This window comes from Litoribacter ruber (assembly GCF_018500185.1).
Taxonomy (GTDB): domain Bacteria; phylum Bacteroidota; class Bacteroidia; order Cytophagales; family Cyclobacteriaceae; genus Litoribacter; species Litoribacter ruber.
Window position 1 is genome coordinate 86,011 of sequence record NZ_JAHBGI010000007.1, and the last position, 14,835, is coordinate 100,845.

A 14,835-nucleotide genomic window follows, 5' to 3' on the forward strand; every position below is an offset into this window, starting at 1 on the left:
TTGTGGTTGAAAATTGATGTCTTATATTTGCAATCATGTTGCAGAAAGTGAAAGAAATAGCATTACTCAAATCCGACATCTTAGGGATGTCTGCTTCCTTCGTGTGCATGATCCACTGCATTTCTGCTCCAGTTATTATATCCATGGGTTATTTTTTCAATTTTTATACCCACAATCATACGTTTGATTTTGTCTTTTTCCTGTTGGCCTTGGTGGCTGTTTGGCTGACAAATAAAAGTACGCAATCTGTTTTAATTAAGGTAGCACTTTGGGCAACTGTTTGTCTTTTCGGTACCAGTTTGTTTTTGCATGACTTTATCCAATGGATGCAGTATGTTTCCCTGGTCTGTTCGGCTATTCTGGTATCGATTCATTACCTAAATTGGAAATATCAATTTAAGTAATGACCTAATGTGTTTTTATTGAGGTATTTTTTTAGGAATTTTGCCAATTCACTAGCCTATTAGCCATGCTTTGCAAATTTTCAACCCGAATCCTGCTTTTACTTCTAATCATTGGATGTTTTTCATGTGATGGAAAGACTTCCGTAAGTGAATCCGAGGATCATTCGGACCTGAAAGAGGAAGTTATCGCCATCCATGATGAGGTAATGCCTCAAATGGGCCGATTGAAAAACTTGGAAAAACGCGTAACCTCCCAAAAAGATAGCCTTGTAGCTTTAGATTCTGCGGGCCATTCAGAGGAGATCGCTCACAAAGCCAGTATCGTCGATGAACTCAACCAGGCTTATGATGGAATGTTTGTTTGGATGAGACAATTCCGTCCAGATGATATAGAGTCTGAGGAAGAGGAAACCTACCTACTTGAGCAAAGAGAAAAAGTGCAGGAGGTAAATCGCCAGATAAAAGAAGCTTTGGCTAGGGCCGAGGCCGAAGTTGGGAGTTAATCCGCCAAAAATTTTTCCACATCTGAGGCGCTAACCAATCCCTCATCATTGCCCCATACATTGTAGATATAGGTCATGATCTGGGCAATTTCGATTGGAGTGAGCTGAGTGTTGGCTGGCATGTTTTGGTTATATTGCACACCGTTCACGGTGATTTCTCCTTTTATACCATATCGGATCAGCCGGGCAGTTCTGCCCTGATCTTCCAGCATGAAGTCAGCTTGGGCCAGTGGTGGGATAACCCTACCCAAACCAGTACCGTCGGATTGATGGCAGTTTGAGCAGTTTTGCTCATACAGGGTTTTGCCCTCGATGGCATACTGCTTGGTTTTGGTGTCCTTGATGTGGGAAATGGATGAGGTGCTTTTTTCCGATTCGCAAGCGAGTGAAACCGTTCCCAAGATGGCTAGGGCAATAATTTTTATTACATTCATGAATTGCTTAGCAATTTTGGGATGTCATTCATTAGTTTGTCTACCTGATCACTTTTGGTGCCGTCATACACCCCTCTGATATGGCCATTCTGATCCACCAGTACAAAAGCGCCTGAGTGAAGAAATCCTCCTGGCTCGTCTTTATCTTCCATGGCGGTGGTCATGTAGCTGGTCTGTCCGATTTCAAAAATCTTTTCCTGATCACCAGTAAGAAAATGCCATGTGGAGGCGTCTTCCACACCAAGGCGGGCTGAGTAATCCTTTAATAAGGCAACTGTATCAAATGTGGGATCGATGCTGTGGCTTAAAATCTTAAAACCAGGCTGGTCGCCAAACCTTTCATAAACTCTCAGCATTTCTGATTTCATCACAGGGCAAATGGTAGGGCAGCTGGTAAAGAAAAAGTCGGCTACGTAGACCTTGCCCTTCACCGTTTCGTTAGTGACGGTTTCGCCATCCTGGTTTTGAAATGAAAAATCAGCGATCTGGTGGTAAACCGTATCCGTTTTTGTTTCTCCATCCACCGTTCTTTCCTCAGCATAGCGGTGTCCCAAAATCGGAAGCTCGTCACTTTGACCATTCATGGGTCCGCAAGAGTTAAGAAAAGGGACCAGAATGATGGCCAGAGAACAGATATGACGTAATTTCATTGATTCAATATTTTTATAAGATACAAGGGGCGAAAGCTATTAGTTCCTCTCTCGAATCCTTTTGTAGATCCAGATTCCGGCCATAAGCAAGCCACTCAAAGCCACAAGGCCCACCAGTCCCCAAACCATATCCGTAAGATTTTTCAGCACAATCAGGAAAACAATTGCAAATAGCAAAACAGTTGCCGCTTCATTCCATAGCCTGAGCTGGTTGCTGGTCCATTTGACCACGCCATTCTGAAGCTGTTTATATATGCGGTGGCAAATGAGGTGATACATGTATAAAAGAGCCACAAAGGTGAGCTTGGCATGCATAAACGGTAATTGGGTATAGCCCCAGCGGTACGAGAGTACCCAGAAACCGAAGATCAAAGTTAGGATAGCAGAAGGCCAAGTAATGCCCATCCAAAGCCTTTTGGCCATCAGGTCCAATTGGGGCTTGAGGATGTTTCTTTCGACCTCAGGCTTTTCCAGGGCTTCCACTTGATAGATAAATAGGCGGACTATATAGAATAAACCTGCAAACCAGGTGACGATAAAAATTATATGAAGTGCCTTCAGGTACTCAAAAGCCATGTATACTGGGGTTGGGTAAATTGCAATGTTTTAATTGTCAACAAAGTTACTTCTCAAATTCCACTGGGCAAAACATTTTTGACGGGTTGGGTTTTTAACTTTATGAAATTGGCAACTTGTCAGGCTGAAGTTGCCAAAATCATATTTTTACTTTAAATCAAAACCTATAAGCGCATGAACCTATACAAACTGAAAAACTCCAACGGAATGGAAATACACGTCACCAATTACGGGGGGCGGGTGGTCAAATTACTGGCTCCTGATAAAGAAGGGCAGCTTTTGGACGTCGTGTTGGGGTTTGATGATTTGCAGGATTATAAAAAAAGCAGCGAAGCCTATTTTGGGGCGGTGATAGGACGATTTGCAAACAGGATTGCGAAGGGGAAGTTCACTCTGGATGGAGAAGAATTTACGTTGGACCAAAATAATGGGCCAAACTCCCTCCATGGTGGTGCGAAGGGGTTTCACCATGCCGATTGGGAAGTACTGAGTGCAGATACCGAGCATGTGGCGTTTCGGTATTTATCAGCGGATGGGGAAGAAGGTTTTCCTGGTAACCTTGAGGTCAACATGGTGTACACACTCACAGAGGAAGATGCCTTTCGGATTGATTATGAGGCCACCACTGACCAGAAAACTGTTGTCAACCTCAGTCACCATTCATTCTTTAACCTAAATGGAGCTGGCGAGGGAGATGTTTTGGATCACCAATTGGAAATCAATGCCAACGCCTTTACCCCAGTGGACGAAACCCAAATTCCAACTGGGGAGATTACATTGGTAAAAGACAGTCCTTTTGATTTTCATTCTCCCAGGGTCATAGGAGAGAGGATCAAGGATGACCATGTGCAACTTAAATTTGGGAAAGGCTACGACCACAATTGGGTGCTTAACAGGCCTGAGCCCGGCCTGTTGGAATATGCGGCAGGCATATGGTCGGAGAGATCTGGGATCAAAATGGAAGTGTTCACCACACAGCCCGGAATTCAGTTTTACACCTCCAATTTTTTGGATGGAAGAGTGAAGGGAAAAGGTGGGAAAACCTATCCCAAGCACAGTGCTTTCTGCTTGGAAACCCAACATTTTCCAGATAGCCCAAATCATTCCTACTTTCCAAGTACAGTATTGGAGAAAAGGGAGGTGTATAGGGAAACATGTGTTTATAAATTTTCGACTCTAGAATAGGTCAAAATCAAAAAAAGTCTCTGCATATTCATAACTTATAAAAGGTATTAAGGGATTTTTGAAGTTATTGTTTTAATTTCAGCCCTAATATTAAAACCTGTTTAACCTTTTGTTATGGAATTTTCATGGATTGACCAAGCTGTATTTATAATTTACGGTTTGGTTATCATAAGTATAGGACTTTATGTCTCCCGAGGAAAGGGGCAGACCTCCGAGGATTACTTTTTGGCGGGTAAAACCCTGCCTTGGTGGGCTATTGGAGCCTCCTTGATTGCCGCCAACATTTCTGCAGAGCAGTTTATCGGAATGTCAGGTTCCGGATTTGCCATAGGGCTGGCGATTGCCTCCTATGAGTGGATGGCCGCCCTAACTTTGATTATCGTGGGTAAGTTTTTCCTTCCCATTTTCATCAATAAAGGACTTTATACTATTCCAGAATTTATTGAAAAGCGCTATAGTACCAACTTAAAAACTATCTTGGCGATCTTCTGGATAGCCCTTTTCATTTTTGTCAACCTTACTTCCGTATTGTATTTGGGGGCCACAGCATTGGACACCATTATGGGTGCCGGTGACGGTGGTTTATTTTATTATAGTATAATAGGCTTAGCGCTTTTTGCTGCAGCCTATTCTCTTTATGGGGGACTTTCGGCAGTGGCTTGGACAGATGTGATCCAAGTTGTCCTGCTAGTGATTGGTGGTTTGATTACCACTGGTTTTGCGCTTCACTATTTGGCCGAGGGAGAAGGGATTTTTGCCGGGATGAAAATGGTCTATGAGCAAGTACCGCAGAAGTTTTCGATGATTCTTTCCAAAGGTGAAATCATCACCCCTGACGGCAGAGATGCCTGGTGGGATCTTCCGGGGCTGGCCGTCTTGCTAGGTGGAATGTGGGTTGCAAACCTTTATTATTGGGGTTTCAACCAATATATCATACAGAGAACTTTGGCTGCAAAAAGCCTTGGAGAAGCTCAAAAAGGGATTGTTTTAGCGGCCTTCTTAAAGCTTATCATTCCTATCATTGTTGTATTGCCTGGAATCATCGCCTTTGTGATGAATTCAGATTCTGCTGGAAACATCACCGCTGCTTCCGCTGACCCATCCTTTTTCAGTGCCACAGGCCGTGTGATCAATGACAACGCAGCCCCATGGCTGATCACCTCCTTTGTGCCAGTAGGATTAAAAGGTTTAGTGTTGGCAGCTCTAGCAGCAGCGATTGTATCTTCACTTGCCTCTATGTTGAACTCCACGGCGACCATTTTTACCATGGATATCTACAAGCCGTTTTTTGCAAAAAAAGGCGGTTCGGAGAAAAAATTGGTGACAGTGGGTAGACTTTCGGCGAGTTTGGCGCTTGTGATTGCCGTTATTTTGGCACCTCAGCTTCAGAATCTTGGCCAGGTATTCCAGTACATCCAGGAATATACTGGCATTGTCAGCCCGGGTATCTTGGCGGTATTCATGATGGGATTATTCTGGAAGAAAACCACCAACAACGCCGCAATCTGGGGGGTGCTAATTTCCATGCCGATTGCCGCTTACTTTAAAGTTGGACCAAATGAGTGGTCCGACAGCCCTTTGTTTGTGGTGTTGCCATTTATGAACCAAATGATGTGGACTTGGGTGCTTACCATGATTGTGATGGTGATTATCAGTTTGATCGAAAATAAGGGTCAAAACCACGAAAAAGGCATTCCTCTTACCAAGAGCCTTTTTGCCACCAGCCCTGCATTCAATATTTCATCCATAATAATATTGTTGCTGCTGACCATGCTGTATGGCTTGTTCTGGTAATTTGATTAAGATGTAAAAGGATTTGAATGGGCTTTCTGAAAGGAAGCCCATTTTTTCTAAATTTAGGGTTAGAATGAAGAAAACAATATTTGAGGAAAAAGTCGCACGTACTTTTAAGGAAAAATATATCACTACTCCCATAGTGGTAAATGCTCCTGGAAGGATCAACCTGATAGGAGAGCATACCGACTACAATGAGGGCTTCGTCCTTCCGGCAGCAATAGACAAAGCCATGGTTTTGGCCATTGCTGAAAACGGTTTGCAGGAATGTAGGTTATACTCGCTGGATTTTGAAGAGGAATTTAAATTTAACCTAAATGATTTCGCTCCTCAGTCTTCCGGCTGGGCGAATTATTTGATGGGTGTTGTGGACCAGCTTCAGAAAAACGGCTTGGAGGTTAAGGGTTTCGATTGTGTTTTTGGAGGCAATATTCCGATTGGGGCTGGTCTTTCCAGCTCGGCAGCCTTGGAATGTGGTATAGCTTTGGGGTTGAATGAGCTCTTTGAGTTGGGCTTGGAAAAGGTCGACCTGGTCAAAATCGGTCAGCTTGCCGAGCATACGTTTGCCGGTGTACAATGCGGGATTATGGATCAATTTGCCTCAGTGTTGGGAAAAGAGGGTCATGTCATTCGCTTGGATTGCCGGTCTTTGGATTACAGCCTTTTCCCCCTCAAGCTGGATGAGCATGCTTTGATCCTTTGTGATACCCAAGTAAAGCATTCCCTGGCAGATTCTGCATACAATCAGCGAAGAAAAGAATGTGAAGAGGGTGTTGAGCTGTTGAAAAAGTATTTTCCAGCCATAAACAGTCTTCGGGATGTAGATTTGGATATGCTTGAAACCCATGAAGCTGAATTTGATCAAAAAGTTTATAAGAGGTGTAAATATGTGGTGATGGAGAACGCACGCGTTTTGAAGGCCTGCGAGGTTTTGGAACGGGATGATTTCAACCATCTTGGCCAATTGATGTATGCCTCCCATGAAGGGCTTTCCCAACTCTATGAAGTCAGCTGCCAAGAGTTGGATCTACTGGTAGAAGAGACAAAAAAGCTGGGTTATGTGCTGGGAAGCCGGATGATGGGAGGAGGCTTTGGAGGCTGTACGCTAAATTTGGTGGAAAAGGATAAGGTGGCTAAGTTTGAGGAAGAACTCAAAGTAGTATATGAAAACGCTTTTGGGATTACTTTGAAGACTTATGTGGTCAAAATTGATGAGGGGACACGCTTAATTTAAAACTGATGAAGACTAAATCTATATTTTACATTTTGATCTTGGTAGTCGGGGTGGTGGTTTTATGGATTGCCAAGGATACCTTTACTCAGCCTGGCGTTCAAGACCTCAGAGGGGATTACAAGGAAGTGGCGATGTACAGAAATGAAAACAACACTGGCCCAATTGTGAGGGTATATGCTGTAGCAACTTCCGACACCCTATGGAATGAAATGGAGGATTATGGCAATTTCATGCCCCATACCAAGTATGGCAATACCAAAGTTTTTTTCTTCAACGCTACTGAAAATTACCCCAGTGAGTTGGCTCCTGCGGCACCTTATTTTCCCGAAGAATACCAGCAAGCCTGCATTGGCATGTATGAGAAAAGTGCCATGGGAGAAGTAAGCCTGAAAAGATACCCGTTTCGTCAAAGATAAATTTTTGGACATTGGTAAAAAGAAAGAACAGATTATCAGTTGAAGAATATGTGGAGGGGATCCTGGCTGGCAACAGGGTGGTTTTAAGCCGAGCGATCACGCTTGTGGAAAGCTCCCTAGCATCTGACCAGCATCTCGCCGAGGAGGTCGTCAACCGAATCATGCCCCATACGGGCAATTCCCTGCGGATAGGAATCACGGGAGTGCCGGGGGTGGGGAAAAGTACTTTTATTGAAAGCTTTGGGAAGTTGGTGGTGGATCAGGGAAACAAATTGGCGGTTTTGGCCATAGACCCCAGCAGCCAGAAGACGAAGGGGAGCATATTGGGTGATAAGACCCGTATGGAGGAGCTTTCACACAATTCAAATGCATTTATCCGCCCGACTCCTGCGGGGGCCGCCTTGGGTGGTGTAAGCGCCAAAACAAGGGAGTCCATGCTTCTTTGCGAAGCAGCAGGTTTCAATGTGATCTTCATCGAGACGGTGGGAGTGGGGCAGTCTGAAATCATGGTAAAAGGCATGGTGGACTTTTTCCTTCTTTTGATGCTTTCAGGGGCAGGCGATGAATTGCAGGGTATCAAAAAAGGCATTATTGAGATAGCAGATGCCATTGCCATTACCAAGGCCGATGGTGACAATATAGAAGCTTCCAAAAAAGCAAAAAGAGAATATAACAACGCCCTCCACCTTTTTCCTCTCAACGACAATGGGTGGAGGCCTCAGGTCAAGATATGTTCGGCTGTATCTAAAGATGGGCTGGCTGACATTTGGGCCATGGTCCAAGAATACAAAACAGCCATGCAGGCCAATGGATTTTTTGAAGAAAACAGATCCAATCAGCGTGTCAATTGGTTTGATGAGCATGTACGCTACCTGTTGGAAAGCCGATTTTTCCAGCAGAAAGAAGTAAAAGCAGGGCTAATAGATATGCTGCCCAAGATCAAAAACGGAGAAATGAGCTCCATATCTGTGGCAAGATACTTGGTGGATTATTTTCTAAAAGATATTCCGAATGATTAAATGCTTCAGAAATATTTCACTTATTTCTGTCATTTGTCTGTTTATAGCCTGCGAAGCGGCCAAAACCGAAGAGCAGACCGAATTACTCTATGAACTGACGCGTTATGATAAAGAGAACTGTGATGGGGATAAATGCGCCAAAGTATCCTTTTTATACCCATACTTTGACGAGTCTCACCCCCTCTCCCGCAATCTCAACGCCCACATTGAAGAACAATTGAAGATGTATTTGCAGTTTGGCGTTTTCGATGATTACGCTACTCTAGACGAGGCTGTAGAGCATTATTTTTCCCTCTTTGAACAGTCTGGGGATACCACCTTATGGTCTGTGGATGTGGAAGGGCAGGTTTCTTTCCAAAATGATAGGCTGCTCAGTATGGAGTTTGTCAATACCTCCCTGATTGGTCATGATCAGCCCAGCAATCACTTGATGTTTCTAAATTTTGATTTAGAAGACGGCACTTTGTTGTTAAGGGATGAAATAGTGCTGGATGAGGCTGTCTTGCTGGAAAAAGCCGAGCGAAAATTTAGGAGACACCATGCGGTGGCTGAGGAAGTTTCACTGGCTGAAGATGGCAGGTTTTTCCTAGAGGGAACAAGGTTTTTTCTACCTTTTTCCATGGGATATAGAGGAGCAGATTTCGTGCTTTTTTACAACTATTATGAAATCTGTCCTATTGAAATGGGAGCAACTGAAATCACTTTTCCTTTAGAAGAGCTTGATGGAATAATTCTGACACAGAATTAATAAGATCTCATTTTAAATTTCTTCCTTTGGTCATTCACCGCATTTCTAAATGCTGTATCGGTTTCCATCAGGTCGTTGACCGTTTGCACGGCGTGAATTACCGTGCTATGATCCCTTCCACCAAAATGATAGCCAATTGACTTCAGGGAATGGTTGGTGAATTCTTTGGAGAAATACATGGCCACCTGTCTGGCTGTCACAATTTCTTTTTTTCGGGTTTTGGCCTTCAGGTCTTCCAATTTGATACCGTAATAATCTGATACGGTCTTTTGGATAAAATCAATCCCTACCTCAGTCTCAATATCTTTTACGATATTTTTCATGATGTTTTTGGCAAGGCCTAGATCAATGTCCACCCGGCTAAGGCTGGCATGCGCGATCAAGGAAATCAGCACGCCTTCAAGTTCACGTACGTTGGTATCTACGGTGTACGCCAAATATTCTATCACATCGTCAGGAATGAAAATCCCCTCAGACTGCATTTTTCTTTTGATAATGGCCACCCTGGTTTCAAAATCAGGCATGTGCAGGTCAGCCGTCAAGCCCCATTTAAATCTGGAAAGAAGTCTTTCCTCTAAGCCTTTCAGGTCTTTTGGAGGACAATCCGAGGTCATGATAATCTGCTTCTTGCTCTGGTGAAGGTGGTTGAAGATGTGGAAAAACATCTCCTGGGTCCTGTCCTTTCCAGCCAAAAACTGAATATCATCGATGATGAGTACGTCTACCTGCATATAGAAATTGGTAAAGCTCTTGACGTTTCCATCCTTGATTGAGTCCATGAACTGGTTCACAAACTTTTCGGAAGAAACATAAAGCACAAACTTCTCCTCAGGGCCGTTCTTTATTTCGTTGCCGATGGCTTGCACCAAGTGAGTTTTTCCCAAACCTACACCGCCATATACCATAAGTGGGTTGAACGAAGTCACCCCTGGCTTGGTGGCTACAGCGTATCCTGCAGATCTAGCAAGCCTATTACAGTCACCTTCTATATAAGTGTTGAACGTGTAATTTGGATTCAGGTGGGATTGGAGTAGTTGGTCACTGGCAAGGGAATCCATTTGAAATGGACTTTTGCTTTCCTCTTTTTCCGCCGTGGCCATGGCAGCCTTTTTCTTGGTCGCAGCCGCCACATTTCCTTGCGGATAGCTAACCACATAAGGCTGATTTTGCGAGTTGCCGCGGTCAACCACCACTGCGTATTCTAGTCTACCATTGGGTCCGAGGATGGTCTTGATGGCAAGCTTAAGCACTTGGACATAATTGTCCTCCAACCATTCGTAGAAGAATTGGCTGGGAACTTGTATAGTCAGGATTGAGCCATCCAACCTAACAGGGTTGATGGGCTTAAACCACGTAGAAAAGCTCTGCTCATTGACATGCTCTTCAATTACCCGCAAGCACTCATTCCAAACTGCTTTAGCCTCTGAACTCATTGATTATTAATTACTAGAAAACTTTTGTGTACTGCAATTCCCTATTCGAAGGGCATCAAATTTGGGAAAAATATATTTAAATAAAAAATCCAATTCATCTTGACTTTTCATTTAATTGCCGAATCTCATTCCTAAAGAGGGTTTCTTTGGCGAAGCGATATTTGAATCGTTATTTCCTTGGGATTTTACAGTTTTGATCACGGTAATAAAGTGAAATTTTTTTTAACCAAACGGATATCCTAACCTGGGTTTTAGGATTTAAGGGGTGAAAAAATGGATTGGAATAATATTGACCAATTTTTGGTGTAAAATATCAGTTATTTTAAAATATTTTTTTATCCATCAGATTTAATAAAGTAATTTGTTCGGCTACCAAGTTTGGTTAAGGATTGTTGCTGGAAAAGTTTGCTTCCTACTAAATGGGTTTTGATGCGGGAAAGGGTTATTTTTGAGAACAGCGATTTTTGTCTAGCAATAAACCAAGATGACTAAATTATTTGAAGAATTTTCTCCTGTAAGCAAACAGGAATGGATAGAGCAAGCCACTAAAGACCTAAAGGGCGATGATTTTGAAAAGAAGCTGATTAGCCGCGCGATAGAGGGCTTTTCAGTTTTTCCTTTTTATACCCAGGAGGATCTCTCTGGCGTGGATTGGCTTAAAGGGTACCAGAATAAATTGAGTGCTCCTTCCGCCATACCAGGTGAGTCGCCCAGGATCTGGGGCAATGTGGCGGCCATCAAGACCTCTAATCTTCAGGAAGGCAATAAGGAAATCCAATCCGTGCTGGATAATGGAGTAGATGCATTGGTACTTGAAATTGGCGCCGATACGGATTTCAAGGCGTTGTTGAGAGATGTCCTGCCGCAATACATTCAGATCTGGTTGAAACTTTCCTCTTCTGTTAGCCCGAGCATAGTCTCGGCCTTCCTGGAATGGTTTGAAAGCAAAGGCCTTCGGGTGTCGGAACTTAATGGAGGGGTGATTTTTAATGATTTCCAAAAGGCCGTCTCCCTCCAACATGACAAAATTGAATACAGCTCATCACTTAAAAATATATTTGAAATCACAGCTGCATATCCCAATTTTAAAGGCGCGGGGATCGATGCTAGCTTATATCATAACAGTGGCGGACATGCGGTTCAGGAAATTGGTTTTGGTATAAGTCAAGCCATAGACCTGATCGATGAACTGACTGAGGCCGGTATTGAGGCTGAGACTGTTTTCCAAAATATGTTCCTGAGGGTTTCTGCGGGCGTCAATTATTTTACGGAAATAGCAAAATTCAGGGCCTTTAGAATTGCTTGGCATCGCTTGGCAGGATTGTACCAAGTGGAATTGGACCCAGCCTCAATTGTGGTTTTTGCCGAAACGAGTATGTGGGCGCAAAGCCCGATAGATCCTTATAACAACCTTTTGAGGAATACAACTGCGGCCATGTCTGCCATACTTGGTGGATGCAATGCTTTGCAGGTTTTTCCCCACAGCCAAACCTACCAGGAGGCAGACGGCTTTTCCAAACGGATGGCTAGGAACATCAGCAATATCCTAAAGGAGGAAAGCTATTTTGATAGGGTGATGGACCCAGTTGCTGGTTCCTATTATTTGGAGAATCTCACCTCGACCCTGCTGACGGAATCGATGAAGCTGGTCAAGCAAACTGAAGAAAACGGTGGCTGGTGGAGTAGCCTTGAAAAGGGAATCGTTCAAACAGCCATCAAGGAAACCCGTAAAACCCGATTTGCCTCCATGGCAACCCGCAAGGAGATAATGGTGGGCGTGAACCAATATGTGAATCAGGCTGAAAAAATCCAGATTGAATTCCAGGAGATTGAGGAGGGCCAAAAGGAATTGAAACCTCACTCATTCAGTTATCCAATGGTAAAGTTGAGGAAAAGAGTCCAAAGAGTCATTGAAAACCAAAATGCTCAGATCGAGGTGGTGATCCTGCCATTGGGAAACAACCCCAAGCAAAGAATAGGCTTTTCGCAGGGCTTTTTCCAAACTGCAGGTTTCGATACCCAGGTGGCTGAAGTAAGTATTGATGCAGCCAGTGCAATTGAAAAAGGAAAAAGCGCCAACTCCAAATTTGTGGTCCTTGTGGGAGCCGATGAGGATTATGAAGCCATGGCAGTGAAAATAGGTGAAGGCATGGCTGAGGAGGGCAAGATCTTGATCTTGGCAGGATACCCGGCTAACCAGATTGAAAACTTGGTTTCTGCGGGTGTCAAGCATTTCATACACCTCAAAACTGACTTGATCGCCACAATTGACCAATTATTAGAAGAAGCCCAATTATGAGACCTGATATAAATCAACTTTTAACTCCAAATAATATCCCGCAGTCCCAACCTAAGACGGAAGGGGAGTGGACCACTGCTGAAAATATTCAAGTTAAGCCAATTTTTGAAGCAAGTGACATACAGTCCATAGAGCATTTGAGTTTTGCTGCCGGACTTCCGCCATATTTGAGGGGGCCGTATAGCACGATGTATGTGATGCGCCCCTGGACTATTCGGCAGTATGCGGGTTTTTCTACCGCTGAAGAATCCAACGCTTTTTACCGTAGAAACCTTGCTGCCGGCCAAAAAGGCCTTTCTGTGGCCTTTGATCTGGCCACCCACCGTGGATATGACTCCGATCATCCACGTGTGCAGGGGGATGTGGGCAAAGCCGGTGTAGCCATTGATTCCATTTTGGACATGAAGGTGCTTTTTGACCAGATTCCGCTGGACAAGATGTCTGTGTCCATGACCATGAACGGTGCGGTGGTGCCGATATTGGCATTCTACATTGTGGCCGCGGAAGAGCAGGGTGTGAAGCCCGAGCAGTTGTCTGGGACCATCCAAAATGATATTTTGAAGGAGTTTATGGTGCGAAACACTTATATCTATCCTCCTCAGCCGTCTATGCGGATCATCGGGGATATTTTTGAGTACACCAGCCAGAATATGCCCAAATTCAACTCCATTTCAATTTCTGGCTATCACATGCAGGAAGCCGGTGCCTCGGCAGATATTGAGTTGGCCTATACGTTGGCGGATGGGCTGGAATATTTGAAAACCGGGATAGAGGCCGGCTTGGATATAGATAATTTTGCTCCCCGCCTGTCATTCTTTTGGGCAATCGGGATGAACCACTTCATGGAGATTGCCAAAATGCGGGCAGGAAGGCTGCTCTGGGCCAAGCTGGTAAAGCGTTTTAATCCCAAAAATCCAAAATCCCTAGCTCTTCGTACCCACTGCCAAACTTCCGGCTGGTCCCTTACCGAGCAGGATGCTTTTAACAATGTGGCTAGGACTACGGTTGAAGCTATGGGAGCTGTGCTTGGACATACGCAATCTCTGCACACCAATTCATTTGATGAGGCGATTGCGCTTCCGACAGACTTTTCCGCAAGGATAGCCAGAAACACGCAGTTGTATCTCCAGGATGAAACAGGTATCACCAAGGTGGTTGATCCATGGGGCGGGTCTTATTATGTGGAGTATTTGACCGATCAGTTGGTCAAAAAGGCTTTGGCGCTGATTGAGGAGGTGGAAAGTTTGGGCGGCATGGCCAAAGCGATCGAAGCGGGAGTACCCAAAATGAGAATCGAAGAAGCGGCTGCCAAAAAGCAGGCGAGGATCGACAGCGGTAAGGATGTGATCGTAGGCGTAAACCGATATCAGGCAGAAGATGATGCGGAATTTGATACGTTGGAGGTAGATAATGAGTCTGTGCGCTTGTCCCAGATTGAGCGTTTGAAGAAATTGAAATCTGAAAGAAACCAAGCTGAGGTAGATGTTGCTTTGGAAGCCATTACCGAGGCGGCTAGGTCTGGCGAGGGTAACCTTTTGGCACTTGCTGTAGATGCGGCTAGAAAAAGAGCTAGTTTGGGCGAAATATCAATGGCAATGGAAAAAGAATTTGGAAGGCATAAGGCCACCGTCAAAAGTATATCAGGGGTGTACTCTGGAGAGGCCAAGGATGATAGTTATTTCAAGGAAGCCCAGAAGCTGGCTGACCAGTTTGCTACACTTGAAGGCAGGCGGCCAAGAATCATGGTAGCCAAAATGGGCCAAGATGGTCATGATCGAGGAGCAAAAGTTATTGCCACTGGTTTTGCAGACCTTGGATTTGATGTGGATATCGGGCCCTTATTTCAGACGCCCGAGGAAGTCGCCCAACAAGCGGCAGAGAATGATGTTCATATTGTTGGAGCATCTTCATTGGCCGCAGGGCACAAGACTTTGGTGCCTCAGTTGATCAATGCCTTGAAGGATCTGGGGCGTGAAGATATCATGGTGGTAGCAGGGGGGGTCATTCCTCCAAAAGATTATGGTTTTCTCTTTGATTCAGGCGTAAAAGCTGTTTTCGGACCGGGAACGGTGCTGCCAAAAGCGGCGATTGAGATTCTGAATACTTTGATGGAGGAGTAAATTATAAAGATTTTATTGAG

At 44.3% G+C, this 14,835-nt stretch carries 14 protein-coding genes; 10 read left to right on the forward strand and 4 right to left on the reverse strand.

All coding sequences use genetic code 11. The annotated features are described in order from the left end of the window. Window positions 1–35: 35 nt before the first annotated feature. Window positions 36–404 (forward strand): MerC domain-containing protein, encoded by a 369-nt coding sequence (locus tag KIH41_RS11455; RefSeq protein ID WP_213945806.1) that lies wholly within the window; start codon window positions 36–38, stop codon window positions 402–404. Window positions 405–469: 65 nt separating this feature from the next. Beyond that, window positions 470–907 carry a hypothetical protein gene (locus KIH41_RS11460; protein WP_214162462.1) on the forward strand — a complete coding sequence of 146 codons (438 nt, stop codon included), beginning with the start codon at window positions 470–472 and terminating at the stop codon, window positions 905–907. Here KIH41_RS11460 and KIH41_RS11465 read toward each other — a convergent pair. The 3 genes from KIH41_RS11465 to KIH41_RS11475 are packed head-to-tail and all read right to left on the reverse strand — an operon-like array spanning window position 904 to window position 2,567. Then, window positions 904–1,341 carry a c-type cytochrome gene (locus KIH41_RS11465; protein ID WP_214162463.1) on the reverse strand — a complete coding sequence of 146 codons (438 nt, stop codon included), beginning with the start codon at window positions 1,339–1,341 and terminating at the stop codon, window positions 904–906. The two genes, KIH41_RS11460 and KIH41_RS11465, sit on opposite strands and share 4 nt — an antisense overlap. After that, the gene (locus KIH41_RS11470) at window positions 1,338–1,991 is read right to left on the reverse strand and encodes an SCO family protein (protein ID WP_214162464.1); all 654 of its coding nucleotides are present in this window, start codon (window positions 1,989–1,991) and stop codon (window positions 1,338–1,340) included. Before KIH41_RS11470 ends, KIH41_RS11465 begins: the two co-directional genes overlap by 4 nt. A gap of 39 nt (window positions 1,992–2,030) precedes the next feature. Further along, entirely contained in the window at window positions 2,031–2,567 is a 537-nt protein-coding gene (locus KIH41_RS11475) for a CopD family protein (protein ID WP_213945802.1), read from the reverse strand. Between the two features lie 174 nt (window positions 2,568–2,741). Here KIH41_RS11475 and KIH41_RS11480 point away from each other — a divergent pair, with 174 nt between their 5' ends. From KIH41_RS11480 to KIH41_RS11505, 6 genes are all read left to right on the forward strand, one after another. Further along, a complete protein-coding gene (locus KIH41_RS11480) occupies window positions 2,742–3,752 on the forward strand; it encodes an aldose epimerase family protein (RefSeq protein WP_214162465.1) in 1,011 nt (336 codons plus the stop codon). Between the two features lie 114 nt (window positions 3,753–3,866). Next, window positions 3,867–5,546: a sodium/sugar symporter gene (locus KIH41_RS11485; protein ID WP_214162466.1), complete on the forward strand. Its 1,680-nt coding sequence runs from the start codon at window positions 3,867–3,869 to the stop codon at window positions 5,544–5,546. A 73-nt stretch (window positions 5,547–5,619) separates the two neighbouring features. After that, entirely contained in the window at window positions 5,620–6,780 is a 1,161-nt protein-coding gene (locus KIH41_RS11490) for a galactokinase (protein ID WP_214162467.1), read from the forward strand. 5 nt (window positions 6,781–6,785) lie between these two features. Next, window positions 6,786–7,196 (forward strand): hypothetical protein, encoded by a 411-nt coding sequence (locus KIH41_RS11495; protein ID WP_214162468.1) that lies wholly within the window; start codon window positions 6,786–6,788, stop codon window positions 7,194–7,196. 11 nt (window positions 7,197–7,207) lie between these two features. Continuing rightward, window positions 7,208–8,215 carry a methylmalonyl Co-A mutase-associated GTPase MeaB gene (gene meaB, locus KIH41_RS11500; RefSeq protein ID WP_214162469.1) on the forward strand — a complete coding sequence of 336 codons (1,008 nt, stop codon included), beginning with the start codon at window positions 7,208–7,210 and terminating at the stop codon, window positions 8,213–8,215. Further along, entirely contained in the window at window positions 8,208–8,963 is a 756-nt protein-coding gene (locus tag KIH41_RS11505) for a hypothetical protein (protein ID WP_214162470.1), read from the forward strand. Before meaB ends, KIH41_RS11505 begins: the two co-directional genes overlap by 8 nt. Here the strand turns inward: KIH41_RS11505 and dnaA are convergent. After that, window positions 8,960–10,396 carry a chromosomal replication initiator protein DnaA gene (gene dnaA / locus KIH41_RS11510; RefSeq protein ID WP_213945795.1) on the reverse strand — a complete coding sequence of 479 codons (1,437 nt, stop codon included), beginning with the start codon at window positions 10,394–10,396 and terminating at the stop codon, window positions 8,960–8,962. The genes KIH41_RS11505 and dnaA overlap by 4 nt on opposite strands. 484 nt (window positions 10,397–10,880) lie before the next feature. Here dnaA and KIH41_RS11515 point away from each other — a divergent pair, with 484 nt between their 5' ends. Both KIH41_RS11515 and scpA read left to right on the forward strand, forming a co-directional pair. After that, a complete protein-coding gene (locus tag KIH41_RS11515; RefSeq protein WP_214162471.1) occupies window positions 10,881–12,695 on the forward strand; it encodes a methylmalonyl-CoA mutase family protein in 1,815 nt (604 codons plus the stop codon). Further along, window positions 12,692–14,815, forward strand: a complete 2,124-nt coding sequence (scpA, locus tag KIH41_RS11520; protein ID WP_214162472.1) for a methylmalonyl-CoA mutase — start codon at window positions 12,692–12,694, stop codon at window positions 14,813–14,815. The genes KIH41_RS11515 and scpA overlap by 4 nt, the downstream gene beginning before the upstream one ends. The last annotated feature ends 20 nt before the right edge of the window (window positions 14,816–14,835 follow it).